General features: G+C 44.5%; 28 protein-coding genes. 27 read left to right on the top strand and 1 reads right to left on the bottom strand.

Translation table 11 applies throughout. The features are described 5' to 3' along the window. Positions 1-26 precede the first annotated feature (26 nt). The 24 genes from NYE62_RS18140 (at position 27) to ftsX (ending at position 20,396) form a co-directional block, all read left to right on the top strand. A complete protein-coding gene (locus NYE62_RS18140; RefSeq protein WP_007407483.1) occupies positions 27-875 on the top strand; it encodes a DegV family protein in 849 nt (282 codons plus the stop codon). Between the two features lie 108 nt (positions 876-983). After that, the gene (locus tag NYE62_RS18135; RefSeq protein ID WP_047936252.1) at positions 984-2,369 is read left to right on the top strand and encodes a DEAD/DEAH box helicase; all 1,386 of its coding nucleotides are present in this window, start codon (positions 984-986) and stop codon (positions 2,367-2,369) included. A gap of 57 nt (positions 2,370-2,426) precedes the next feature. Beyond that, positions 2,427-2,711, top strand: a complete 285-nt coding sequence (locus tag NYE62_RS18130) for a competence protein ComFB (RefSeq protein WP_039253645.1) — start codon at positions 2,427-2,429, stop codon at positions 2,709-2,711. Between the two features lie 5 nt (positions 2,712-2,716). Beyond that, on the top strand, positions 2,717-3,406 hold the full coding sequence (locus tag NYE62_RS18125) for a phosphoribosyltransferase family protein (protein ID WP_197061611.1): 690 nt from the start codon (positions 2,717-2,719) through the stop codon (positions 3,404-3,406). Positions 3,407-3,479: 73 nt separating this feature from the next. Then, a complete protein-coding gene (locus tag NYE62_RS18120; protein ID WP_012118571.1) occupies positions 3,480-3,899 on the top strand; it encodes a TIGR03826 family flagellar region protein in 420 nt (139 codons plus the stop codon). 69 nt (positions 3,900-3,968) lie between these two features. Then, positions 3,969-4,235 carry a flagellar biosynthesis anti-sigma factor FlgM gene (gene flgM, locus NYE62_RS18115; RefSeq protein WP_003151393.1) on the top strand — a complete coding sequence of 89 codons (267 nt, stop codon included), beginning with the start codon at positions 3,969-3,971 and terminating at the stop codon, positions 4,233-4,235. Positions 4,236-4,249: 14 nt separating this feature from the next. After that, entirely contained in the window at positions 4,250-4,732 is a 483-nt protein-coding gene (locus NYE62_RS18110; RefSeq protein WP_039253650.1) for a flagellar protein FlgN, read from the top strand. A gap of 15 nt (positions 4,733-4,747) precedes the next feature. Continuing rightward, positions 4,748-6,265: a flagellar hook-associated protein FlgK gene (flgK, locus tag NYE62_RS18105; protein ID WP_342497107.1), complete on the top strand. Its 1,518-nt coding sequence runs from the start codon at positions 4,748-4,750 to the stop codon at positions 6,263-6,265. Between the two features lie 11 nt (positions 6,266-6,276). Beyond that, positions 6,277-7,194: a flagellar hook-associated protein FlgL gene (gene flgL, locus NYE62_RS18100; RefSeq protein ID WP_342497106.1), complete on the top strand. Its 918-nt coding sequence runs from the start codon at positions 6,277-6,279 to the stop codon at positions 7,192-7,194. A 90-nt stretch (positions 7,195-7,284) separates the two neighbouring features. Continuing rightward, on the top strand, positions 7,285-7,854 hold the full coding sequence (locus NYE62_RS18095) for a DUF6470 family protein (RefSeq protein WP_007407476.1): 570 nt from the start codon (positions 7,285-7,287) through the stop codon (positions 7,852-7,854). 29 nt (positions 7,855-7,883) lie between these two features. Further along, positions 7,884-8,315: a flagellar assembly protein FliW gene (gene fliW / locus NYE62_RS18090; protein ID WP_007407475.1), complete on the top strand. Its 432-nt coding sequence runs from the start codon at positions 7,884-7,886 to the stop codon at positions 8,313-8,315. Continuing rightward, complete coding sequence (csrA, locus tag NYE62_RS18085) at positions 8,309-8,533, top strand: carbon storage regulator CsrA (RefSeq protein ID WP_003151402.1); 225 nt, start codon at positions 8,309-8,311, stop codon at positions 8,531-8,533. The genes fliW and csrA overlap by 7 nt, the downstream gene beginning before the upstream one ends. 143 nt (positions 8,534-8,676) lie before the next feature. Continuing rightward, positions 8,677-9,663: a flagellin gene (locus NYE62_RS18080; protein WP_015387631.1), complete on the top strand. Its 987-nt coding sequence runs from the start codon at positions 8,677-8,679 to the stop codon at positions 9,661-9,663. Between the two features lie 249 nt (positions 9,664-9,912). Next, positions 9,913-11,433 carry a flagellar hook-associated protein 2 gene (locus NYE62_RS18075; RefSeq protein ID WP_085342349.1) on the top strand — a complete coding sequence of 507 codons (1,521 nt, stop codon included), beginning with the start codon at positions 9,913-9,915 and terminating at the stop codon, positions 11,431-11,433. A 19-nt stretch (positions 11,434-11,452) separates the two neighbouring features. Next, positions 11,453-11,854, top strand: a complete 402-nt coding sequence (gene fliS, locus NYE62_RS18070) for a flagellar export chaperone FliS (protein ID WP_003151407.1) — start codon at positions 11,453-11,455, stop codon at positions 11,852-11,854. After that, positions 11,854-12,198, top strand: a complete 345-nt coding sequence (fliT, locus tag NYE62_RS18065) for a flagella biosynthesis regulatory protein FliT (RefSeq protein WP_007407472.1) — start codon at positions 11,854-11,856, stop codon at positions 12,196-12,198. The genes fliS and fliT overlap by 1 nt, the downstream gene beginning before the upstream one ends. 9 nt (positions 12,199-12,207) lie before the next feature. After that, a complete protein-coding gene (locus NYE62_RS18060; RefSeq protein WP_003151412.1) occupies positions 12,208-12,585 on the top strand; it encodes a hypothetical protein in 378 nt (125 codons plus the stop codon). A gap of 194 nt (positions 12,586-12,779) precedes the next feature. After that, complete coding sequence (gene raiA, locus NYE62_RS18055; RefSeq protein WP_003151413.1) at positions 12,780-13,346, top strand: ribosome-associated translation inhibitor RaiA; 567 nt, start codon at positions 12,780-12,782, stop codon at positions 13,344-13,346. Positions 13,347-13,511: 165 nt separating this feature from the next. After that, positions 13,512-16,037 (top strand): preprotein translocase subunit SecA, encoded by a 2,526-nt coding sequence (secA, locus tag NYE62_RS18050; RefSeq protein WP_085342348.1) that lies wholly within the window; start codon positions 13,512-13,514, stop codon positions 16,035-16,037. Positions 16,038-16,111: 74 nt separating this feature from the next. Continuing rightward, positions 16,112-17,213 (top strand): peptide chain release factor 2 gene (gene prfB / locus NYE62_RS18045; protein WP_096034905.1). Its coding sequence is split into 2 segments (ribosomal slippage): positions 16,112-16,183 and positions 16,185-17,213, totalling 1,101 coding nucleotides; the frame shifts between segments, so codons are not numbered across the junction. A 169-nt stretch (positions 17,214-17,382) separates the two neighbouring features. After that, complete coding sequence (locus NYE62_RS18040) at positions 17,383-18,231, top strand: YitT family protein (RefSeq protein ID WP_007614078.1); 849 nt, start codon at positions 17,383-17,385, stop codon at positions 18,229-18,231. 35 nt (positions 18,232-18,266) lie between these two features. Next, the gene (gene cccB, locus NYE62_RS18035) at positions 18,267-18,608 is read left to right on the top strand and encodes a cytochrome c551 (protein ID WP_003151417.1); all 342 of its coding nucleotides are present in this window, start codon (positions 18,267-18,269) and stop codon (positions 18,606-18,608) included. A 218-nt stretch (positions 18,609-18,826) separates the two neighbouring features. After that, complete coding sequence (gene ftsE, locus NYE62_RS18030; protein ID WP_007407465.1) at positions 18,827-19,513, top strand: cell division ATP-binding protein FtsE; 687 nt, start codon at positions 18,827-18,829, stop codon at positions 19,511-19,513. Next, positions 19,506-20,396: a permease-like cell division protein FtsX gene (ftsX, locus tag NYE62_RS18025; RefSeq protein WP_063094296.1), complete on the top strand. Its 891-nt coding sequence runs from the start codon at positions 19,506-19,508 to the stop codon at positions 20,394-20,396. Before ftsE ends, ftsX begins: the two co-directional genes overlap by 8 nt. Positions 20,397-20,442: 46 nt before the next feature. Here ftsX and NYE62_RS18020 read toward each other — a convergent pair whose 3' ends face one another. Then, positions 20,443-21,849, bottom strand: coding sequence for a right-handed parallel beta-helix repeat-containing protein (locus tag NYE62_RS18020; protein WP_342497105.1), 1,407 nt, complete (start codon positions 21,847-21,849; stop codon positions 20,443-20,445). 167 nt (positions 21,850-22,016) lie between these two features. On the opposite strand from NYE62_RS18020, the gene NYE62_RS18015 reads away from it, so the two are divergent. The 3 genes from NYE62_RS18015 (at position 22,017) to NYE62_RS18005 (ending at position 25,408) form a co-directional block, all read left to right on the top strand. Then, entirely contained in the window at positions 22,017-23,417 is a 1,401-nt protein-coding gene (locus NYE62_RS18015) for a S41 family peptidase (protein ID WP_040238826.1), read from the top strand. A gap of 372 nt (positions 23,418-23,789) precedes the next feature. After that, on the top strand, positions 23,790-24,143 hold the full coding sequence (gene swrA / locus NYE62_RS18010; protein ID WP_014305920.1) for a swarming motility protein SwrAA: 354 nt from the start codon (positions 23,790-23,792) through the stop codon (positions 24,141-24,143). 74 nt (positions 24,144-24,217) lie between these two features. Beyond that, entirely contained in the window at positions 24,218-25,408 is a 1,191-nt protein-coding gene (locus NYE62_RS18005) for a PDZ domain-containing protein (RefSeq protein WP_342497104.1), read from the top strand. Positions 25,409-26,125: the final 717 nt, after the last annotated feature.

Here is a 26,125-nt window from a genome sequence, read left to right as displayed (position 1 = left end):
AAGTACTTAATAAGGCAGGTAAAGTGATGAAGATTGCAGTTGTAACAGACAGTACAGCATATATTCCGAAAGAGATGAGAGAAGAACATCATATTCATATGATTCCTCTCCAAGTGGTTTTCGGTGAAAAAACATTCCGCGAAGAAACAGAACTCGACTGGAGAAGTTTTTATAAAGAAGTAAAAAATCATGATGAGCTGCCGACTACGTCTCAGCCTTCTTTCGGTGAATTAATCGCATTGTACGAAGAACTGGGCAAAACATATGACGCAGTCATAAGCATACATTTGTCCAGCGGAATCAGCGGAACATATAACAGCGCCGCCTCGGCAAACACTATGGTTGATCATATTAAAGTTTATCCCTTTGATTCAGAGATCAGCTGTTTGGCACAAGGGTTTTATGCGTTAAAGGCAGCACAGCTCATTAAAGACGGTGTTGACTCACCGGAAGAGATTATAAAAGAGCTGGAAGAAATGAAAAAAACAGTCCGTGCGTATTTTATGGTGGACGATTTATCACACCTCCAGCGGGGCGGGCGTCTAAGCAGTGCTCAGGCTTTTATCGGCGGTCTGTTAAAGGTAAAGCCTATTCTTCATTTTGACAATAAGGTAATTGTTCCTTTTGAGAAGATTCGGACACGCAAAAAAGCGATTTCGAGAATTTTTGAGCTGTTTGGGGAGGATGCAAGTAAAGGAATCCCGATGCGGGCCGCTGTCATCCATGCAAACAGGGAAGAAGAAGCGGCGGCTATTATACAGGAGTTAAGCGGTAAATATCCTCATGTCGAATTCTATAACAGCTATTTCGGCGCCGTGATCGGAACCCATTTGGGCGAAGGCGCCATCGGAATCGGCTGGTGCTTTAAAAACTAAGTGAAAATCTCCGTTTTCAAGGGCGGAGATTTTTTTATTTTTTAATTTTCGCAATTCGACAAGTGGGTTCCCGACAAGACATACTTTGAGCAGAAAGGAGGCAGGGAGATGTCCGAAGGTGCTTCAGAATTTTCAGAGGTGCGGGATTTCTTTTACGGCCGGCATTTATTGAGATCTGAGATACCGTTTTCAGACCAGCGTATTAAGCGTTTTACAGAAAAAGAATATATAACGGCCGAGCCGTCAATCATCCGCCGGAAAAATCGTTACGTCTGCCAACGATGCGGTCAGTCTGATCAAGCCTGCTTTGCGGCATTTTGGGCGCCCTCTGCCAAAAGGCAGATTACCTATTGCCGTGCCTGTGTCGTGATGGGAAGGGCTGATGAACTGACATCATTATATTCTTGGAATCAAGCCCATGAAAACAGCTGGGAGCCTGTAAAGCTTTCTTGGGAAGGAACACTGACAGACGGACAGAAGCGGGCGGCCGCCGCGCTTACAGATGCGATAAAAGAGAGACAAGAGCTGTTAGTATGGGCGGTTTGCGGATCGGGGAAAACAGAGATGCTGTTTCCGGGTATCGAGTTTGCGCTGAATCACGGTTTGCGCGTCTGTGTCGCGACTCCGCGTACAGATGTCGTACTTGAACTGCTGCCGAGACTGAAAAAAGCATTTGAGAAAGTCGAAGTTTCTGCTTTGTACGGCGGCAGCGAGGACAAAGGCCGTCTGACCCCGTTAATGATTTCAACCGCTCACCAGCTGATGCGCTACCGAGACATTTTTGATGTCATGATAATAGATGAAGTAGATGCGTTTCCTTTTTCAGCCGATGAGACATTAAGATTCGCTGTTGATAAAGCGAGGAAGAAAAACAGCGCCCTTGTTTATGTAACGGCAACTCCTTCAGACACATTAAAAAAGAAGGCTGAAGCCGGTTTGCTGAAAAGCGTCCGCATACCGGCCAGATATCATCGGAAACCCCTCCCGGAGCCGCGTTTTTTGTGGTGCGGAAATTGGAAGAAGAAGCTTCAGAAAGGAAAACTGCCGCGCTCTGTAACCGATTGGGTCCGCCAAAAACTTCAATCACAGCTGCCGGTTTTCTTATTCGTTCCGTCTGTACACGTATTGAAAAAGACAACGGATTATTTTCAGAAATTAAACATACGGGCAGAAGGCGTACATGCGGAAGACACATTCAGAAAGGATAAAGTGAAACGGTTCAGAGACGGCGGGCTTGACCTGCTGGTAACGACTACGATTTTAGAAAGAGGGGTTACCGTGCCCAAAGTTCAGACATGTGTCCTCGGCGCAGAAGCACCTATCTTTACCGAGAGCGCGCTCGTACAGATCGCGGGCAGAACGGGAAGGCATTATAAACATTTCAGCGGTGATGTCGTCATGTTTCATTTCGGAATTACAAACGGAATGAAAAAAGCAAAAAAACATATAGAACATATGAACAAATTGGCACAAAAAAGTAAATTGTTGGACTAGTTAATTTCAGAAAACGTGATACAGTATACTCATACTTTCCTATGAGGAGCTGTCAGCATGCTTGTCAATTCTAAAGAAATCATATTAAAGGAACTTCTCGACCGCCATATGTCTCAGCTTCATATGAAATGCACATGCCGGGTATGCAAAAATGATGTACTGGCACTTTCATTAAACCGGGCTGAGCCGGCATATGTTACAGATAAAAAGAAAGTTGCTTATGCAAAAGCAGAGATAGTTGATAAACAGAAAAATACGGCGCTGCTTGTCATTCTGGCTGAATCAGCGGCGATTGTTTCGGTTAATCCAAGCGAGTTCTGTGAAACTCGGGAAGGAGCGTAATATCTCTGAATTGTTTATTGTGTGACTCACCAATTTCAAGTTCATTGACTTGGAGATCTCTGTTTTCTCTGGCGCCCGAGCAAGAGATATGCAGCATATGCAGCAGCCAATTCGAAAAAATTGAAGGCCCCGTATGCAGTATATGCGGGAGGCCTCAGGAGTCAAATGAAAAATGCGCTGATTGTGCGGCCCGGGAATCAAAAACGGAAAAGCGCTTTTTGCTGCGGCAAAACCGTTCGGTATATTTATATAATGATGCGATGAAGGACTCATTGGCCCGTTTTAAATTCAGGGGTGATGCGAAAATCATTCAAGCATTTGAACGTGACTTTGCTGCCGGCTTTAAAGCGGCATATCCATCAAATACACATACTCTCATCCCTATTCCGCTGAGCGGCGAACGGCTGGCGGAACGCGGATTCAATCAATCCGAGCTGCTGGCCTCTCTGCTCGGAATGCCTGTCATTTCCCCCCTCATCCGACTGAACAATGAAAAACAATCCAAAAAGAGCAAAACAGATAGGCTGTCTGCAGAAAAAAAGTTTTCAGCAGCCGAAAACTCCGCCGAAGGTATGAACGTCATTTTAATAGATGATATTTATACGACGGGCGCCACACTTCACCAAGCCGCCGAAGTCCTGCTGACAGCGGGCAAAGCGTCATCGGTCTCCTCTTTTACTTTAATCAGGAGCTAAATCATTCTTTTTTTCTGCCGATATAATTGATAGAAATATAAGGCAGATTAAAGAAGGAATAGGAGTTAATACGATGGGTGAATTGGCGAATTGTCCAAAATGCAATGCTTTATTTTTTAAAACGAACCTGCAGACCGTGTGCCAGGCATGTATTAAAGAAGAAGAAAAAGCATTTGAAACCGTCTATAAATTTTTGAGAAAGCAGATCAACAGACAGTCGACGATGCAGCAGATCACTGAGGAAACAGGTGTGGATGAAGAGCTGATCCTCAAGTTTATCAAACAAAAAAGGATTCAGATCAGCCAGCTTCCGAATTTGGCATATCCTTGCGAAAGGTGCGGAAATCCAATCAGGACGGGGAAATTTTGCAAGTCCTGTCAGACAGATATTGAGTCACAATTAGACCATATGAACCAAAAAACAGCCGCTGAATTCGAAGAAAAAAACAGTACAAAAGACACATACTATGCCTATAATACCAAAAACACCTGATTCCCTAAACTAACTGATAACGCAGTCGATAAAAGAATTAGACTGCGAACAGAAAGCGAGAGGAATCCTATGAAAATCAATCAGTACGGAACACAATCCGTTAATCCATACCAAAAAAATTACGAAAAGCAAGCCGTACAAAAAGAGGCTGCAAAGCCGAAGGACAAAGTGGAAATTTCTTCTCATGCAAAAGAGCTTCAAAATGCGTCAGATGCGGTCACTAAAACACGACAGGAAAAAATCGCTCAGCTTAAAGCGGATATAGAGAGCGGAACATATAAAATAGATTCAAACAGCATCGCTGAAAATATAGTAAATTTCTATAAAAAGCAATAAAAAGGAGAAAGCCAATGTCAGCAAAGCCAATTATTGATCAACTGAAGCGACTTTGCGCACTGCATGAACATCTGCTCACGCTGTCTGAGGAGAAAACGGAAGCGCTGAAAGCAGGTAAAACAATAGAGCTCTCCAACATATTGACCAAAGAGCAAAAGTATATTCAGGCAATCGGGCAGACTGAGGAAGAACGAATCAGGTTAACTTCTCAGTTTCTCAGCCGCGGTGAGGACAATACAATTGCTGCATGCATCTCCAGAACTTCAGGCAGTGAAAAACAGGAGCTTGAAGGGTTATTTCACTCTTTGTCTGCGCTTCTTGACCGTCTGAAAGAAGTGAATGAGATGAACAAACAGCTCACGATTCAGGCTTTACAATTCATCTCCGGGGCATTCGATATGATCATGCCGGGTGAAAAAGAGAATATGAATTATAAAGAGCCGCAAGCGGCGCGCAAGCCTGTCAGCCGTTTGACATTATTCGATTCAAAAGCTTAGAACGGAGGATTTTCAATGCCATCGACTTTTATGGGGCTGGAAACAGCAAGGCGTGCATTGAGTGCGCAGCAGACTGCATTGAGCACAGTTTCAAATAACGTTGCAAATGCAAATACAGAAGGGTACACGAGGCAGCGCGTCACATTACAATCGACGAGCCCTTATCCCGCAGTATCAAAAAACAGTGATCTGACGGCCGGCCAAATCGGAACAGGAGTAAAAGCCGGTTCAGTTGAGCGCGTCAGAGACAGTTTTTTAGACTATCAGTACAGAACTGAAAATACAAAATTAGGGTACTATACAGCCCGTTCCAATTCATTGTCGCAAATGGAGGGCGTCATGAAAGAGCTTGACGATAACGGATTAAACGGATCGCTCAGTTCATTTTGGAATGCCCTTCAGGATCTGGCGACGAATCCGGAAAATACGGGAGCGCGCTCAGTTTTGCAGGAGCAGGGGAAATCTCTTGCCGAAAGTTTTAACTATATATCTACCTCTTTGACTAACATTCAGGGTGATATTAAAAAGAACCTGGATAACACAGCGGATCAGGTCAATTCCATTCTCAATCAGCTGAATGACCTTAACAATCAAATAGCGGCAGTTGAGCCGAGCGGTATGCTCCCTAATGATTTGTATGACCAAAGAGACAGATTGATTGATCAATTATCTTCTATGGCAAATATTAAAGTTTCATATAATAAGTCGGGCGGACATGCCTTGGCGACTGCTGAGGGCACGGTTAACGTCGAATTGCTGAACGGAAACAACAATTCTCTCGGTACGCTGCTCGACGGTAACACAAAAACAGTTTCAGAAATGAAAATCAACTACGACAAGGACAGCGGCCTTGTGTCGAGTGTGTCAGTCGGCAGCAATACGGTCAATGCGGATGCATTTACCGGAAAAGGCTCACTTTTAGGTCTTATTGAATCATACGGCTATATGTCAAACGGAGAAGAAAAAGGTCTTTATCCTGAAATGCTGACGGCTCTTGACAATATGGCGCTGTCCTTTGCTGACGCGTTTAATGCAGTTCATGAAAAAGGGAAGACCTATACAGGCGAACAGGGCGCAGCATTTTTTGATTTCGGCGGTGGTGAGGCGGTGCCGGCAAAAGGTGCGGCAGCGAAAATAAAAGTCAGTGACAAAATCCTTGCGTCTACTGATAATATCGCAGCGTCGTTAAACGGAGAAAAAAGTGACGGCACAAACGCGACAAATCTTGCAGCCGTACAGAACAGCAAACTGACTATTAACGGTGAAACCACTACAATTAATGACTTTTATGAATCCCTTATCGGAAAGCTGGGCGTTAATTCACAAAAAGCGGCCAATCTTATGAACAACTCTGAAAGCAACACCCTTTCAGCCGATGAACGGAGACAATCAGTCAGTGCAGTGTCTTTAGATGAAGAAATGACAAATATGATTCAGTTTCAGCACGCTTATAATGCGGCTGCGCGGATTATAACGATGCAAGATGAAATATTCGATAAAATTATTAACGGTATGGGCACCGGAGGAAGATAGGAGATAAGTAAATGAGAGTAACTCAAGGGATGATCGCAAAAAATTCTCTTCGATTTATCGGCTCAAGTTATGACAAGCTCGATCGGCTTCAGCAGCAAGTGTCTACGGGGAAAAAAATCACGAAAGCTTCTGATGATCCGGTCGTTGCAATGAAGGGAATGCAGTACCGTACTCAGCTTGCGCAGGTAAACCAGTATCAGCGGAATGTTTCGCAAGGTTTTACATGGCTGGAAAACTCGGAATCAAGCGTAAACTCGGAAACGGATATTATGGGGAAAATCCGGGACTTGATGGTTCAGGCGAAAAGTGATTCGAACGGTGAAACAGAATTGAAAGCAATCGGTACAGAAATCGGCCAGCTGAAAAAGCAGCTCGTTTCTGTCGCGAATACTCAGGTAAACGGACGTTATCTGTTTAACGGAACAAATTCAGACGTCCCGCCGATCACTGAAAATGCCGATGGCACATATAAGTACAACTATGAGAATTATACAGGTGCTTCGGATGTTAACATCAACATCTCGAACGGAGCAGTGTTGAAAGTGAATTCTGATCCGAACTCAGCTTTCGGAGGCGTCGCACAAAATGGAGATAATGTTTTTGAATTTCTTAACTCCTTAGAAGCTTCTTTAAGCAAAGGCACGCTGTCCGAAGCAGATTCAGATCAAATTCTGTCAGATATTGACGGTTTTACTGATAAAATGAATGCTGAAAAATCCAATATCGGCGCACGCACAAACCGGTTGGAACTCATTCAGACAAGATTGGAATCACAAGCGGCAACCGCTGAAAAAGTATTGTCCGATAATGAAGATGTAGAAATGGAAGATGTAATTGTTGATTATTTATCTCAACAGACGGTTCATAGAGCAGCGCTGTCAGTGAATGCGAATATCATTCAGCCGTCACTGATTGACTTTCTGAAATAATATAACTGACCGTCTTCAATATATAAAAAAGCGACTCACACCAGGGAGATCGCTTTTTTTACTAAAATACTATAAACAGGAGGGGTCTCTGTGCAGATGCCGAGATTGATTATTGACAGTGTGCCTGCTAAAATCGGTATAACCTTTCAAAAGGAAGAAATCGAGATGGAACAGCCGCCCGCTGACCTGGAAATCGAGCAGCCGCCGGCAGAGCTGAACATTGAAAGCACGCCGGCCAAACTGACGATTGACCAGACGAGGGCGTGGGAGAACTTGAATCTCAAATCATTTGAAAAGCTGAACGCTGAAGCCGCTCAAAAAGGTGCGGAAGCCTGCAGCGAGTTTATCGCAAAAACAGTCAGGGAAGGGAAGGAAATGGCGGCTATCGAAAAGAAAACGGGCAATGTGATGGCCCGGCAGGCAGCAGATGTCAGACCGCCCGATCCATTCGGCGAATTCAGCGACTTTCTGCCTGCGCAGTTTCTCGTCGACATTGACTGCATTCCTTCAAAGCTTACGATTGATATTGAAGCCCGCAAACCTTCAATTGAAGCAGCCGTCAATAAACCTGTATGGAATTATACGCCGGGGAAAGTTCAGATTGATATGATGCAAGACCCTAAGGTGACGATTTCGGTTGACGATGGCAACGCAGAATAAAAGATGAAAGTGGTAAAGGATTGTGAAGCATGATAATTAAAACAAAATATCACGGAGAAATCAGAATAGACGAAGGGCAGATTATCTCATTTGAAAACGGCCTGCCGGGATTTAATGACGAGACTCAATTTGTTGTTCTTCCTTTGTCGGAAGATTCACCGTTTTTGGCGCTGCAGTCTGTCAAACAGGAGCACATCGCCTTTATTGTCGCCAGTCCGTTTATTTTCTTTAAAGGGTACGAATTTGACATTGACCATGCGACGCTTGAACTTTTGCATATTGAAGATATAGAGGACGTCGAAGTGATGGCGATTTTAACGCTGGAAGAGCCTTTTGAAAACACGACCGCCAATTTAAAAGCGCCGATTATCGTCAATAAAAAGGAAATGAAGGCGAAACAAATCATTTTACATGATGCTTCCTATGAAACAAAACATCTGATAGGAGGAGGATCATGCTAGTTCTCTCAAGAAAAGTGAATGAGTCCATTCAGATCGGGCCGGATATTGAAATAAAGGTGATCGCCATCGAAGGAGAACAAGTGAAGCTGGGAATTGAAGCGCCTCAGCACGTAGATATTCACAGGAAAGAAATCTACTTGTCGATCCTGGAAGAGAACAACAGAGCCGTATCTTTTAATACCGATTTATTACTTAACTTATCCTCACAAAAAAAGTGAGGATTTTTTTATTTTCAATATAAACAATAGAAACGGCCATCCGATATATATAGTGTAGCCAATGAGAGGAAAAATTTTCTTCAGAATGACGCTGCGCAAATGCACAAGGACGTGCGAAAAACAATTCAGGGAGGAAATACAAAATGAGAATCAACCACAATATCGCGGCTCTTAACACTAGCCGTCAGCTGAATGCAGGTTCAAACGCTGCTTCTAAAAACATGGAAAAATTATCTTCAGGTCTTCGCATCAACCGCGCTGGTGATGACGCTGCGGGTCTTGCGATCTCTGAAAAAATGCGTTCTCAAATCCGCGGTTTAGACATGGCGTCTAAAAACGCTCAAGACGGAATCTCTCTTATTCAAACATCTGAGGGTGCATTGAACGAAACTCACAGCATTCTTCAGCGTATGAGCGAGCTTGCTACACAAGCGGCGAACGATACAAACACAGATTCAGACCGTTCTGAGCTTCAAAAAGAGATGGACCAATTAGCGTCTGAAGTAACAAGAATCTCTACTGACACTGAGTTCAACACGAAGAAACTTCTTGACGGAACTGCGCAAAACCTTACGTTCCAAATCGGAGCTAACGAAGGCCAAACAATGAGCCTGTCTATCAATAAAATGGACTCTGAAAGCCTGAAAGTCGGTACGACTTACACAGCAAATGATGACGGTTCTAAGCTTGTAACTGCAGATGGAAAAGAAGCAACCCTTGTCACTGACGGTTCTAAAGGGCCGAATGGCTACTATGACGATGCTGATAAATTAGTTTATCAAGCTGACAGTGCATTAGCTAAAGATACAAAAGTAACAAAAGGTATCGACATCTCATCTTCAGCTAAAGCTGCGTCTTCAGCTCTTACAACAATCAAAACAGCTATCGACACAGTATCTAGCGAGCGCGCTAAACTTGGTGCGGTTCAAAACCGTTTAGAGCACACAATCAACAACCTTGGTACTTCTTCTGAGAACCTGACTTCTGCTGAATCACGTATCCGTGACGTAGACATGGCTTCTGAGATGATGGAGTACACGAAAAACAACATCCTTACTCAGGCTTCTCAAGCTATGCTTGCGCAAGCTAACCAACAGCCTCAGCAAGTTCTTCAATTGCTTAAAGGTTAATGACGGAAAGATCCTGGTTCTCCAGGGTCTTTTTTTATTTCTTCAGCTATTTTCCCCTTCATCATGCCAAAGAACCCTATTGACAAAATGAAACATTATATTTTGCAGTTGAATTATTGAAAACCTTTTAATATGACCGATATAAGAATAAGATCATACATTTATGGAGCTGTGATATGATAAACAGTCGGAAACTCACTGTTGTCATAGAGCCGTATACGACTAAACGCCGAAAAGGAGAGGGTACATATGGTCACAAGAATCACAGGCCTTAATTCCGGTCTTGATGTAGATTCTCTGGTAAAAAAACTGATGGATGCCGAAAAGCAGCCGCTTAATAAATTAAACCAGCAAAAGCAGACGCTTGAATGGAAGCGCGATGCTTATCGGGAAGTGAATACCCAGATTGCCGACATGTATTCTACTACATTTAATAATATGCTGATGTCCACAAACTGGAATAAAAAAACAGTAACAAGTTCGGATTCCAGTGTCAGCGCGGTGGCTGTCAGTGCTGAACAGAATATTTCAACGAGCATGTCTGTACAGCAGCTGGCCACACCGACGACTTATAAATCATCAGGGGCCATCAATTTCACTTCAGGTCAGAGCCAAACATTGAAATTCAATGTCACAAATCCGGGTGAAACGAAGCCGACTGAGGTAAACGTCACGATCGCCGCAACCGATACGATTGACGATGTCATTTCTAAACTGAACAGCTCAGGCCTTGGGGTGACGGCTTTAAAAGAGAAAATTTCCAACGGCACGGATTATGTGGACACGATTGCGTTCACTTCCAATAAAACGGGGGAAGGATTTACCCTTTCAGCAGGTGATGACGCGACCAAAAGCTTTCTGAAAGATCAGCTCGGTTTTGCCGTTGATGATGCGACAAATGAACTGACGGCCAATGCCGAAGGGAAAAACGCGAAATTTACGTTCAACGGGCTTGAAATGACAAAAACGTCCAATAACTTTACGATCAACGGCATCAAATACACGCTGAACAGCGTGACGGACAGCAATAAAACGGTTACGATTAACAGCACGACTGATACGGACGGGATTTTTGACAACATTAAAGATTTCGTTGATAAATACAATACGTTAATTAAAAGCGCAAACGCGAAGGTGACAGAATCAAAATACCGCGATTATAAGCCGCTAACCGATGAACAAAGAGAAGCGATGACCGATAAGCAGATTGAGCAGTGGGAAGCAAAGGCCAAAAGCGGTTTATTACGGAGCGACAGCACGCTGCAGAACGGGTTGGCGGAGATGCGGCTTGATCTGTACTCAACGGTTACGATTGACGGGAAAAAATATCAGCTTGCAGATTTCGGAATTGAGACGTCTGATAGTTATACGGATCAAGGAAAGCTTGTCATTAAAGACGAAGCGAAACTGAAACAGAAAATTACCGAGAATCCTGCTCTCGTGGCTAAACTGTTTAATGCAGACAGCCCTGATACAGCGAAAACCAAAAACCCGGAGGAACAGGGGATTGCCCGGAGATTAAAAGACACATTAAACAAAATGCAGATTCAAATTTCAAAACAGGCGGGTACGGAAAGCTCGGTATCAACCAGCTTTGCCATCGGAAAAAGCCTGGATGAAATAGAAACAAATATTTCCAATATGAAAACGAAGCTGGATGACATCGAGACGAGATATTATAAAAAGTTCAGCGCACTGGATACGGCATTGGAGAAATTGAACAGCCAATCTTCATATCTCACGTCAATGTTAGGATCTTCAACATCATAACCTTGGAGGTTTTATAAAAATGGCAATAAATAATCCTTTTGCTGCTTATCAGCAGACATCCGTCTTTACAGCCGCTCCGGAAGAGCTGACTCTTATGCTTTATAACGGCTGCCTGCGATTCATTAAGCTGGCAAGGCAGGCGATGAAGCAAAACAACCTTGAAGCCAAAAATGAAAATATCGTAAAGGCGCAAAACATCATTCAAGAGCTCAGCATCACGTTAAACCGGGAGATTGAGATTTCTGAACAGATGTCATCCATTTATGATTACATCCGCCGCCGGCTGATCGACGCGAACGTGCAGAATAACGGAGAATTTTTAGATGAAGCGGAAAAGCTCGTTACTGAATTTCGCGACACGTGGAAGCAGGCCATGCAGAGTGAACGGAAAAACAGCCATGGCGCGGGCGGCCTTGCCTGATGAACAGCAATGTCTTTTCTTTGTATAACGAAACGAAGAACATGTACGCCGCACTGAAGGACGCCCCGGAGAGCGATGGTCTCATCAGCAGCGTTACGGCATTTACGGAGAAAAGGGAGGAGATGCTTGCGGGCATAAAGCCGCCTTTTTCCGAAGAAGAAAAAACGCTGCTTCAGCAGGTGGCCGCGATGGACCGTCTGATTACCGGCGAAGTGAAACGGATTCAGGATGGTATCCGAAATGAAATAAAAACGCTTAAGAAAAAACGAATCTACCATAATACGTATTTCAATCCGTATCATCAAACGACAAGTGACGGCCGTTATTACGACAAACGCAAATAGGTGAGTGTTTTGAGAAGTTTGAACGATTACCATTTGGTGTCAGCCTATTACCAGCTTCTTTTTACGATTGATGAGGGGCTTTGCTACCTGTTGGACACGCAGGATGATTTTTTTAAGACGGAGGGCGAGCGGATTTACAACGATTTGATTCAGGCTTTTTTTCATCTCGATTCCTCTCATGCGCTTCTGCTGTCTATCATTGAGTGCCGATGCGTGGAGACGGCGATCCGCTCATTTGACGAGATCTTTCAGGATTTCAGCATGTTAAATGATTATGATTTCCCGTCCGCCCCTTTTCAGGAGTTTTTAAAAACCATCTTTCTGCCGCATTATAAGCTATGGATGGAGCAGACGCACGACTGCATCAAACCGTATGTTCTTCACTAGACCTGCTGCAAGCGGCAGGTCTTTTGCCTGCGTCCTCCGCATATACTTATAATCCTGGCGGAAGCTGCCGGATAAAACCGACACCATTCGTCATCGTTCACCGAATTTACACATTATTTTAACGTTTCAGCAGGGATCAGAAGGGGTAAAAGAGAAATAGTTACATATCCTTAGATAAAGGGAGGCGTTCTTTGATGAACTACAATATCAGAGGAGAAAACATTGAGGTTACACCTGCGTTAAAGGATCATGTGGAGAGAAAAATCGGCAAGCTGGAGCGATATTTCGAGCAGAGCGTCAATGCCGATGTGAACGTCAACTTAAAATTCTATAATGATAAGGAATCCAAAGTTGAAGTCACCATTCCGATGACTGATCTGGCGCTTCGTTCTGAAGTGCATAACGAGGATATGTACAATGCAATTGATCTCGCAACAAACAAGCTGGAACGTCAAATCCGAAAGCACAAAACAAAAGTCAACCGAAAATTCCGCGAGCAGGGTCTTCCGAAACATTATTTCGAGAACGGCAGCGCTGCTGATACGGGCGTAGCGGTTCAGGACGAAATTGAAGATGACAGCCCGGAAATTGTCCGTCAAAAGCGTTTTAATTTAAAACCGATGGATAATGAAGAAGCGATTCTCCAAATGAATATGCTCGGACATAATTTCTTCGTATTCACCAACGCGGAGACGAATCTCACAAATGTCGTTTACCGCAGAAATGACGGCAAATACGGATTAATTGAACCGACTGAATAAACCATCCAGCCTTCCGTGAACGCGCGGAAGGTTTTTCTCTATCTTTATCTGCAAATTCTTTGGAAATGGCAAAAGGTATGGTATGATAATGAGAGGTATACATGGACAGAAAATTATCATTTATTCCATGCAAAATCTGCATGTGAACATAGAGGAGCGTTATAGATGCTTGGGATTTTAAATAAAATGTTTGATCCGACCAAACGTGCGCTGAACAAATATGAAAAAATAGCAAATGACATTGATGCCGTAAGAGGAGATTATGAAAATCTCTCTGACGAGGCGCTTAAACATAAAACGGCAGAATTTAAAGAGCGGCTTGAAAAAGGAGAAACGACGGATGACCTTCTTGTCGAAGCGTTTGCCGTCGTTCGTGAAGCTTCCCGCCGCGTAACCGGCATGTTCCCGTTTAAAGTGCAGCTGATGGGGGGCATCGCCCTTCATGAGGGGAACATCTCCGAAATGAAAACAGGGGAAGGGAAAACGCTGACGTCCACGCTTCCCGTGTATTTAAATGCCTTGACGGGAAAAGGCGTTCACGTCGTAACGGTCAACGAATATCTGGCGAGCCGTGATGCCCAGCAAATGGGAGAAATTTTTGCGTTTCTCGGGCTTACAGTCGGCCTGAACCTGAATTCGATGTCAAAAGACGAAAAACGCGAAGCTTACGCAGCCGATATCACGTATTCAACGAACAATGAACTCGGCTTTGATTATTTGCGTGACAACATGGTGCTCTATAAAGAACAAATGGTGCAGCGCCCGCTTCATTTTGCCGTTATTGATGAAGTCGATTCAATTTTAGTCGATGAAGCGAGAACGCCGTTGATTATTTCCGGACAAGCTCAGAAGTCCACAAAACTGTACGTGCAGGCAAATGCGTTTGTCCGCACACTCAAGAAAGATCAGGATTTTACGTATGACGTCAAAACGAAAGGCGTTCAGCTGACGGAAGAAGGAATGACGAAGGCTGAAAAAACGTTCGGCATCGACAACCTGTTTGATGTCAAAAACGTGGCCTTGAACCACCATATCAACCAGGCTTTAAAAGCCCATGCGGCGATGCAGAAAGACGTGGATTATGTTGTTGAGGACGGCCAGGTCGTCATCGTTGATTCCTTCACCGGCCGTCTGATGAAAGGACGCCGCTACAGCGAAGGTCTTCACCAGGCGATTGAGGCGAAAGAAGGCCTGGAGATTCAAAATGAAAGCATGACATTGGCGACGATTACGTTCCAAAACTATTTCCGTATGTACGAAAAGCTGGCCGGTATGACCGGTACCGCAAAAACGGAAGAGGAAGAATTCCGAAATATTTATAACATGCAGGTTGTATCCATCCCGACCAACCAGCCGGTCATCCGTGATGACCGTCCGGACTTGATCTACCGCTCAATGGAAGGGAAATTCAAGGCGGTGGCGGAGGATGTCGCCCAGCGCTACATGACCGGACAGCCGGTTCTTGTCGGTACGGTTGCCGTTGAAACGTCTGAATTGATTTCTAAACTTCTGAAAAACAAAGGGATTCCGCATCAGGTGCTCAATGCCAAAAACCATGAGCGTGAAGCTCAGATTATTGAGGAAGCGGGACAAAAAGGCGCTGTCACGATTGCGACCAACATGGCGGGACGCGGAACCGACATTAAACTCGGCGAAGGCGTAAAAGAGCTTGGCGGCCTTGCAGTCGTCGGTACGGAACGCCACGAATCCCGCCGGATTGACAATCAGCTCCGCGGACGTTCAGGACGTCAGGGAGACCCGGGCATCACACAATTTTATCTTTCAATGGAAGATGAATTGATGCGCCGTTTCGGAGCTGAACGGACGATGGCGATGCTTGACCGGTTCGGTATGGATGACTCCACGCCGATTCAGAGCAAAATGGTGTCACGCGCCGTGGAATCATCTCAAAAACGTGTCGAAGGAAACAACTTTGATTCACGTAAACAGCTTCTTCAATATGACGACGTGCTCCGTCAGCAGCGCGAAGTCATATACAAGCAGCGTTTTGAAGTCATTGACTCTGAAAACCTGCGTGACATTGTGGAAGGCATGATCAAGTCTTCTCTGGAGCGTGCGATTGCCGCTTATACGCCGAAAGAGGAGCTTCCGGAAGAATGGAATCTTGACGGCCTCGTGGAGCTGGTGAATTCAACGTATCTTGATGAAGGCGCACTTGAAAAGAGCGATATCTTCGGAAAAGAACCGGATGAAATGCATGAGATGATCATGGACCGCATCATGACAAAATATAATGAAAAAGAAGAGAATTTCGGCACAGAGCAGATGCGTGAATTTGAAAAAGTCATCGTATTGCGTGCCGTTGATTCAAAATGGATGGATCATATTGATGCGATGGATCAGCTGCGTCAAGGGATTCACCTCCGCGCTTATGCGCAGACAAATCCGCTGCGTGAATATCAAATGGAAGGCTTCGCAATGTTTGAGCACATGATTGAGTCCATTGAGGACGAAGTTGCGAAATTCGTCATGAAGGCCGAGATTGAAAGCAATCTGGAACGCGAAGAAGTTGTTCAGGGCCAAACGACGGCTCATCAGCCGCAGGACGGCGATGAGGCCAAACAAGCGAAAAAAGCGCCGGTCCGCAAAGTTGTGGATATCGGACGTAACGCGCCTTGCCATTGCGGAAGCGGAAAAAAATATAAAAATTGCTGCGGCCGGACAGAATAGTCTCGACTGTATGAAGCGAACATGACCGGGTCTGCGTCTTATGGCGCCCCGGATCTTTTAATGAGGTGAATGGAATGGAATTATCAGAAATCAGGGCAGAGCTCGAAAATATGGCTTCTCGTTTAGCGGACTTCAGGGGGTCTCTTTGACCTCGAATCAAAGGAAGCCCGCATTGCAGAATTAGATGAAAAGATGGCGGAACCGGAATTCTGGAATGACCAGCAGAAGGCCCAAACCGTCATCAATGAAGCGAACGGTCTGAAAGAATACGTGAACTCCTATCATCAGCTGAGCGAGTCTCACGAAGAGCTGCAAATGACACATGATCTTTTAAAAGAAGAACCTGACCAGGACCTTCAGCAAGAGCTTGAAAAAGAGCTGAAGTCATTAACGAAGGAATTGAATGAATTTGAGCTTCAGCTGCTGCTCAGTGAACCATATGACAAAAATAACGCGATTTTAGAACTTCATCCGGGGGCCGGCGGTACGGAATCCCAGGACTGGGGTTCCATGCTGCTCAGAATGTATACCCGCTGGGCGGAAAGACGCGGTTTCAAAGTTGAAACGCTTGATTATCTCCCGGGAGATGAAGCAGGAATTAAGTCAGTCACACTGCTTATTAAAGGCCACAATGCATACGGCTATTTAAAAGCGGAAAAAGGCGTACACCGCCTCGTGCGGATTTCTCCATTTGATTCATCAGGCCGCCGTCACACGTCATTCGTGTCATGTGAAGTCATGCCTGAATTCAATGAAGAAATCGACATTGATATTCGTACCGAAGATATTAAAGTTGATACGTACCGGGCGAGCGGTGCCGGCGGACAGCACGTCAATACGACTGATTCAGCCGTTCGGATCACCCACCTGCCGACAAATGTAGTCGTCACGTGCCAGACGGAACGTTCACAAATCAAAAACCGCGACCGGGCGATGAAAATGCTCAAAGCGAAGCTGTATCAGCGCAGAATTGAAGAACAGCAGGCGGAGCTTGACGAAATCCGCGGCGAACAGAAAGAAATCGGCTGGGGCAGCCAAATCCGCTCGTACGTCTTCCATCCGTACTCCATGGTGAAAGATCACCGCACCAATACGGAAATGGGGAACGTCCAGGCGGTTATGGACGGAGATATCGATATCTTCATTGACGCCTATTTACGTTCTAAACTGTCGTAATCCGGGAACACACCTGCCTTTGGCAAGGTGTGTTTTTTTATCCGTTCTCTTTTTCCATTTTTCACAACAGCGCTTTAGCAAATTAATACGGTATTTGGCTGTTATTTACTTCTAAGCCGGGAAGACTTAAAATGCTATCGAGAGAAAATCGGAGAACGGAGGATTTTGCATGGATGTGAATCACAATAAGCCGCTCCGTCTGATCAAAGATTATATATATATCATGATCGGCGCGGCGATTACGGGGGTCGTGTTTAACGTATTTTTGCTGCCGAACCGTATAGCAGCGGGGGGAGTAAGCGGGATCAGCACCATTTTAGAAACGTTTGGTTTTGAACCGGCTTACGTGCAGTGGATTATTAACATCCCTTTGTTTATCGCCGGAGTGATCATTCTCGGCGGGAAGTTCGGAATGAAGACACTGGTCGGTTCCATCGTTCTGCCGCTCGCCGTCTATTTAACAAGAGATCTGCCTGCCGCGACGACCCATGAACTGCTGGCGGCGATTTTCGGAGGCGTCGGGATCGGAACGGGAATCGGCATCGTGTATCTCGGCAAAGGCTCCACGGGGGGAACGGCTCTGGCGGGCCAGATCATTCACAAATACACGGGGCTGTCGCTGGGAACGTGCCTCGCCATCATGGACGGATTAATTGTGCTGAGCGCGATGCTCGTTTTCGGAGTGGAGCAGGGACTGTATGCGATGCTCGGGGTATTTATTTCAAGCAAAACGATTGATGTCGTGCAGGTCGGGTTCAACCGCTCCAAAATGGCTTTAATTATTACACAGCATGAAGAAGCCGTCAGATCGGCTGTGTTTAAAGAAATCGACAGGGGTGTGACGAAGATTTCCGCAGTCGGCGGGTATACGGAACATGACCGGCCGATCTTAATGTGTGTCGTCGGCCAGACCGAATTCACAAAACTGAAACAAATCGTCAAACAAATTGATGAGTCAGCCTTTGTCATTGTCGCAGACGCAAGCGAGGTGCTCGGCGAGGGTTTCAAACGCGCGTAAACGGGGTTATAATAGCGAAGGGGTGCATCTTACATATGAAATCAAAATGGGCGCTGCTGGCGCTGGTTCTGACCATGTCCGTCCTGCTGGCGGCATGCGGCGGATCCAATGAATCGAAAAAAGAAAGCTCTGACAGCTCAGGCGGATCAAAAGCTTCTGCGTCAGCAGGAGAAGAGCTTTATCAGCAAAGCTGTATCGGCTGTCACGGAAAAGACTTAGAAGGCGGCGGAGGCCCGAATTTACAGGAAGTCGGCGGGAAGTATGATGAAGCTAAAATTGAAAGCATCATTAAAAACGGACGCGGCAATATGCCGAGCCATCTTGTAAATGATGAGGAAGCCGCGAAGATCGCAAAATGGCTGTCACAGAAAAAATAACAGAAAAACCTTGCCTGTTATAGGGGCAAGGTTTTTTCACGGTCTGGGAATGAAAAGAAACTGTAATAGTAATATGTCTAAATTTGACGTATAATGAAGTGTACTGAGGAAAAGGAACTTTCAGATTTTTCATCTGTTTCCTGGTAAATCGGCCATAAACCGCTGTACGTTTGCGAACTCTATGGCTGCAAGACATAATTAAAAGATTAGGTGATTTCATGATAGAGATGAAAGAAGTATATAAATCCTATCCGAACGGTGTAAAAGCGATTAACGGGCTGTCAGTCATGATTCATCCCGGAGAATTTGTATATGTCGTGGGACCGAGCGGAGCCGGTAAATCTACTTTTATTAAAATGATTTACAGAGAAGAAAAGCCGACAAAAGGGCAAATATTGATTAATCATAAAGATCTCGCGTCTGTAAAAGAAAAAGAGATTCCTTTCGTGCGGCGTAAAATAGGTGTTGTTTTCCAAGATTTCAAACTTCTTCCGAAATTGACGGTGTTTGAAAACGTCGCGTTTGCACTTGAGGTTATCGGAGAGCAGCAGTCAGTCATTAAAAAACGCGTGCTCGAAGTGCTCGATCTTGTGCAGCTGAAGCATAAAGCGCGGCAGTTTCCCGACCAGCTTTCCGGAGGAGAACAGCAGCGTGTTTCCATCGCAAGATCCATCGTCAACAATCCTGACGTCGTGATAGCTGACGAACCGACGGGCAACCTTGATCCGGTAACATCATGGGAAGTCATGAAGACGCTGGAAGAGATTAATAACCGCGGAACGACCGTTGTGATGGCAACACACAATAAAGAAATAGTAAACACCATGAAGAAACGGGTCATCGCGATCGAAGACGGAATTATTGTGCGTGATGAGTCAAGAGGGGAGTATGGTTCTTATGATTAAAATTCTCGGGCGCCATTTGCGTGAGAGTTTTAAATCTCTCGGAAGAAACACATGGATGACATTTGCATCCATCAGCGCCGTTACCGTTACATTGATTTTGGTCGGCGTGTTTTTAGTCATTATGCTGAATTTAAACAACATGGCTAAAAATGCTGAAAAAGAAGTGGAAATTAAAGTATTAATCGATCTGACGTCCAATAAGAAAACGCAGGATACGCTGCAGAATGAGATTAAAGACATCTCGGGAATCCAAAGCGTAGAGTTTTCATCTAAAGATAAAGAGCTTGATCAATTGGTCAAAAGCTTCGGCGACAGCGGAAAGGCCATGCAAATGCAAGATCAGGAAAACCCGCTGAACAACGCGTTTATCGTAAAAACGACAGATCCGCATGATACGCCGAAAGTCGCGAAAAAAATTGAAAAGCTTGATCATGTGTATAAAGTGACATACGGGAAAGAAGAAGTCAGCCGTCTGTTTAAGATCGTCGGGGTGTCACGCAACATCGGGATTGCGTTAATCATCGGCCTTCTGTTCACAGCGATGTTCTTAATTTCAAATACGATTAAAATCACGATTTTCGCCAGAAGAAAAGAGATTGAAATCATGAAGCTTGTCGGTGCGACAAACTGGTTTATCCGCTGGCCGTTCTTCCTGGAAGGGCTGCTGCTGGGGGTATTCGGTTCTATCATACCGATCGCTCTCGTGCTGAGTACGTACCAATCGATGGTCGCTTGGGTGGCCCCGAAAGTTCAGGGCTCATTTGTTTCACTTCTGCCGTACAGTCCGTTTGTGTTCCAAGTATCACTTGTGCTCATTCTGATCGGCGCGGTTATCGGAGTATGGGGAAGTCTGACTTCCATCCGGAAATTCCTTCGTGTATAAATACAAAAGCCAGTCTGATATAGACTGGCTTTTTTTAATGGTTTCGTTACTGAATGACGGGCAGGGCCGGTGATCCGGGCTTTAATGTAAAGTCATAAGACGATTCGTCACGGTACATCGGGTCCGCATAAATGGAATCCGAATCGTTTGCCGTTCCTTTTTTGTACGCTGCGAATGAATCATATTCTTTGTTCTTCCAATTCCAAATGCCGTCTTTTCCCGCTTCTTTGTGATAGACGTTATGATTAACGGTATTGCCTTCGTTTTTCGTATAATCATTTGCAATAAAAATCCTTGAACGGCTTGCCGTCATGATGTTTTTTTCGATCGTGTTCCCTTTTGTGCCGTACTGCAGCAGCAGCTGGCCGCCATCAAGGTCCTTCGTGTCATTTCGATACATAATGTTATGAGCGATCACCGAATTGATGGTGCCGCCGCGTTTCGTGTCATAGCCTCCGATTGAAATACCGGTGTAAGCATTGCCGTACACCTTGTTATCCGTAATCCGGATATCACGTGCGTATTTCCCTTGATGCTCAGAGGTGGCTTCAATCCCAAGGTCATTGTTGTAAACGGTGTTCTTCTTAATGTCCACATGTTCTGCGCCGTCAACGTAAATACCGCCCGCTGAATATTCATTTCCGTAAGCGGGATTTCCGTAAGAAGAGTTATGGCTCACCGTATTGTTTTCAATGACGCCGTTTCGTGCATAGTCGTTTTGCTTGGACGTTCCTTCGTATCCGATCACGTCAATCCCGATATTGTTATTGTCCCGGATGGTATTGCCGGCAATCTTAAATCCGTCAACATTCCCGTTCAGCACGACCGCTTCGCTTGCGCCGAGCGTCAGTTTTTCAACCGTATTATTTGTGATGCTGACATCCTTCATGGCGCCTGTGCCGTAAAACGCAATGCCGTGTGCATTTCCCTCATCAGCCGTGGTTTTAATGTTTCGGATATGGTTGCCGTCAATGTTGATATAACTGCTTGATCCGGTGACGAAGATTCCCATGGCCGTTGCATCTTCTGATGATACGGAGAGATTCTCAAGCGTAACGCCGTGAATGGTAATGTACTGTTTATTGCGGATTTGAATTAACGGAGTTTCAGAATCGCTTTTTGGCGCAGATTTGCCGCTGATTGAGACATGCTCATTCTGATAGTTCCGAAATGTAATCGGCTTTTCGGCCGTGCCGCTGTGCTTTACTTCAAACGTTTCATCGTACGTCCCTTCCCGAATCAATACGGTTGTCCCGGCCTCTGCCTTTTCAGCCGCATGTTTTAATGTGCGGAACGGCTTTTCTTTCGTTCCTTCATTTTGGTCGCTGCCTGCCGGAGAAACATACAAGGCGTCCGTCTGCGTTTTTTCATTGGCCTCTGTTTTTGGCCAGACAAAGGCGGTAATTCCTGCGGCCAGAACCGCCGCGGATAAAATCGATAATTTTATTTTCATATCGCATTCTCCTGTATATTTAATGAATTGCATACAAAATATTATACGTTACCCATATATATGAAACAATCTCGCGTTTTCATTTTTTTGTTGCCGTTACATGAATTCTTTGCAATTTACACATACTATCTCCAGGTTTTCGTAAAAGGACTAAGAGGAGGTAAACGATGAAGCAGAAAATGATCGCAGTGATAGCGGCCGTCAGCATTATGTGCGGCGGAGCCCATATTGCCGGGGCGGCACAGCCGAATTCATCAGACGCAGAAAGAAGCCGGGCAATGGAAAAAATCGAAAAAGCATATGAGCTGATCTCGAACGAATACGTGGAAAATGTAGATAACGAAAAGCTTCTTGAAGGAGCGATTCAGGGGATGCTGTCTACATTAAACGACCCTTATTCCGTTTATATGGACAAGCAGACAGCTAAGCAGTTTTCCGATTCTCTTGATTCTTCTTTCGAAGGGATCGGCGCTGAAGTCGGTATGAAAGACAATAAAATCATTATCGTATCACCGTTTAAGCAATCTCCGGCGGAAAAAGCGGGACTCAAGCCGAATGATGAAATCATCAGCATAAACGGCGAGTCAATGAGCGGGAAAGGTTTAAACGAAGCCGTGCTGAAAATCAGAGGAAAAAAAGGATCGAAGGTTTCTATTAAAATACAGCGTCCGGGTACTGATAAACAGCTGTCATTCCGGATTAAAAGAGCGGAAATCCCGCTTGAAACCGTATTTGCTTCCCGCAAAGAATCAGGCGGTCATCATGTCGGCTACATCGGAATATCGACATTTTCCGAGCATACCGCCCAGGACTTCGCCGCGGCGCTGAAAAAGCTTGAAAAACAAGGGATTGACGGTCTCGTCCTTGATGTAAGAGGGAATCCCGGCGGCTACCTTCAAAGCGTCGAACAAATTTTAAAGCATTTCATCACAAAAGACATGCCGTATATCCAAATTGCGGAGCGTAACGGCGATAAAAAACAATATTTCTCAACCTTAAAACATAAGAAGCCGTATCCCGTCAATGTCATCACGGATAAAGGAAGCGCCTCCGCTTCAGAAATTCTTGCGGGCGCGTTAAAAGAAGCGGGACATTATGACGTTGTCGGCGACACTTCTTTCGGTAAAGGAACGGTTCAGCAGGCCGTGCCTATGGGAGACGGGAGCAACATTAAATTGACGCTTTACAAATGGCTGACACCGAAAGGCAATTGGATTCACAAAAAAGGCATTGCTCCGACAATCGCCGTGAGCCAGCCGGATTATTTTGCGGCGGGACCGCTTCAGCTGAAACAGCCGCTTCAGCCTGATATGAACAGCGCGGATGTCAAACACGCCCAAATCCTGCTGAAAGGCCTAGGCTTCGACCCGGGCAGAGCGGACGGCTATTTCAGCAAAACAATGAAAAAAGCCGTTCTGGCGTTTCAAGACCGGTACAAGCTTGATAAAACAGCGGTCATTGATAAAAAGACAGTGGAAAAAATGAATCAGCTGATGAATGAAAAGAAATCTGACGAAAAAAATGATTTACAGCTGCAAATGGCGTTAAAATCATTATTTGTAAAATAAATGAAAAGGAGGCGTTTTTTTCGTCTCCTGTTTCTTTTGTCATGCCTTAAAAATGAACTAAAAGGCATATAATTATGTCGGTTTTGACAAGATATTAAAAAAATTTTCACATTTAAACATTTATAAAGGACAAACATTACCCGATATTTATAGAGAAGAGAGACTTTATGCCGAGTTAATATGTATTCAAAATGAAACTTTTGAAAGTTGCCTCAGTCAGTTTTAGTTCTTACAATAAAAGAAGGTTCTAATAGAGAACAGTTTTAGTTTGGCAGCTGCATTTCAGTATCGAAAGCAGAAGTGTTTGCGGCGCTTCAGCACGGCAGCTGTAATCACCCGTGCTTATCTGGATAAAAAAATGGGGGTTCACAATTGAAGAGGGCAAGTATTGTGCGTGAAAAAAAATATTATGAATTAGTGGAACAACTAAAAGACAGAACAAAAGACGTCACATTTTCATCAACCAAAGCACTAAGTCTTCTTATGCTGTTCAGCAGATACCTGGTCAATTACACAAATGTTGAATGCGTTCACGAAATCAATGAAGAGTGTGCGAAGCATTATTTCACTTACTTAATGAAAAACCATAAACGTTTAGGAATCAATCTGACGGATATTAAGCGGTCCATGCTTCTGATCAGCGGCGTGATCGAGGTAGAGGTTGACCACTATCTGAAAGATTTCTCTCTCTCAAATGTAACGCTGTGGATGACGGAAGAGAGATAAACGTTTGAGATATTCAAGCCAATGATTATTTGGTAGAATAGAATTAAAATGTTTGGCTTGAGGCGGTGAAAGCAGTGTCTGTTCAATGGGGAATTGAACTTCTGAAAAGTATCGGTCTGTTTTTTTTGCACCCGATGTTCTGGTTTTTTATCATCATAAGTCTCGCATGCGGATATTTGCGGATCAAACGTGAACGCCATACGTTTCATACAAAAATCGCGGATATGTATGACGAGCTTATCTTTACATACATAAAAGGACTTATACCGGGTATTCTTCTCTCCATATTATTTTTTGGACTGGGAATTTCGATTCCATTCGGTTTTCTCGGCATAATCGCGGCCGTGACGGCTTTGGCTTCGCTGACGTTCCGTATGAATTGGCTGTCATCAGCTTATATTGTCAGCGCCGGCATGTTCATTGCGTTTCTCCTTCAGTATACCCACACAGTGCCGTTTGCGGATCGGTTTCCGCAGGCATTCGGCGTGAATTGGGCATCGGCGGCCGTGTTTATGGGCCTTTTGATTATCACGGAGGGAGCGGCTGCCTGCCGTTCAGCGCATCTGAAAACATCTCCGGCGCTTGTCGTCAGCAGCAGAGGCCTGCCCATCGGCCGACAATTGGCGAATCGCGCATGGCTGCTTCCGCTTTTCTTATTGGTGCCGGGCAGCGGGCTTGAGTCACACCTTTCTTGGTGGCCTGTCTTTACCGTGCCGGGCGGCTCTTTCCATTTGATCTGGATTCCTTATATCGCCGGCTTCGGACAGCGTGTGCAGGGGTCACTTCCGGAAGTCAGCATAAGGATAACGGCGAAACGTGTCATGATTCTCGGGGGTATCGTGACCGCATTCGGGGCAGCTGCCCTTTGGTGGACTCCGCTTGCCGGAGCTGCCGCTTGTATTGCGGTGCTCGGACGCCTGTTTTTATCATTGAGACAGCGGCTGAACGATAACGCGGCTCCGTTTTATTTCTCTAAGCGGGATCAGGGCTTAATGGTGCTCGGCATCATTCCGAATACACCCGCGGACGATCTTGAGCTGAAGATCGGTGAGATTATTACGAAAGTAAACGGCATCCCCGTGAAGCGTGTGTCGGATTTTTATGAAGCACTTCAAAAAAACCGCGCATTTGTAAAAATGGAGATCATCGGCCTGAACGGTGAGATCCGGTTTGATCAGCGCGCGTCCTATGAAGGCGAACATCATGAATTAGGTATTTTATTCGTGCAGGATGAACACGAGCACGAAGAAATGACAGCATTATAATGTGATTTTTCATAATTATTCGGAATAGTTTCAAGAACTCCTAAACTAGATTTCAAAATCAGCTAGAAAGTAAAACAGCTAAGAAAATTATATTTTCTTAGCTGTTTTATTTTGAAATAATAAAAAAATAAATGAAGGAGAGGTATGGCTTATTGGAAAGGTTATTGCTAACTCCAAAACCTTTAGAAGATGAATCTTTAGCAGGATATATATTAAGAATAACTGATTATAATGGTTATGAAAATTCTAGTTGGATATATACTATGGCTCAGATAAAAAAAGAAAATTGTTAGAGGTGATGCGGGTAAGATAAGTTTAGAGTTACTGAGCAACATTACTGGTATTACTGAAAGAGAATTATGGAGTATGACTTTTAATGATAAAATTATGGATACCACTAATCTTGGATTTATAAGGACGGGCTTTAAGTTAGGTATTAATTCATATGCTGATAAAATTTGCCCAGCTTGTTTTAATGGGAATTTTTATCAGAAGAAAATTTGGAACTATACAGTTAATGTTATTTGTCCCATACATAATTTGTATTTGGTTAATGAATGCCCAAGATGTAACAGTAAGATATCTCCGATAAGAAAAACATTAAAAAAATGTAACTGTGGATTTGAACTGAAATTGTTAGATCATGTAAAGGTAGAATAGGATTGTATTAGTTTTGTTCATTTTTTTTATAATTTATATTATGAAATTAAAACCTTT

This window comes from Bacillus sp. FSL K6-2861 (assembly GCF_038630725.1).
Taxonomy (GTDB): Bacteria; Bacillota; Bacilli; order Bacillales; family Bacillaceae; genus Bacillus; species Bacillus velezensis.
The sequence above is the reverse complement of the archived record's forward strand: the minus strand, read 5'-3'. Positions and strand labels throughout refer to the sequence as shown.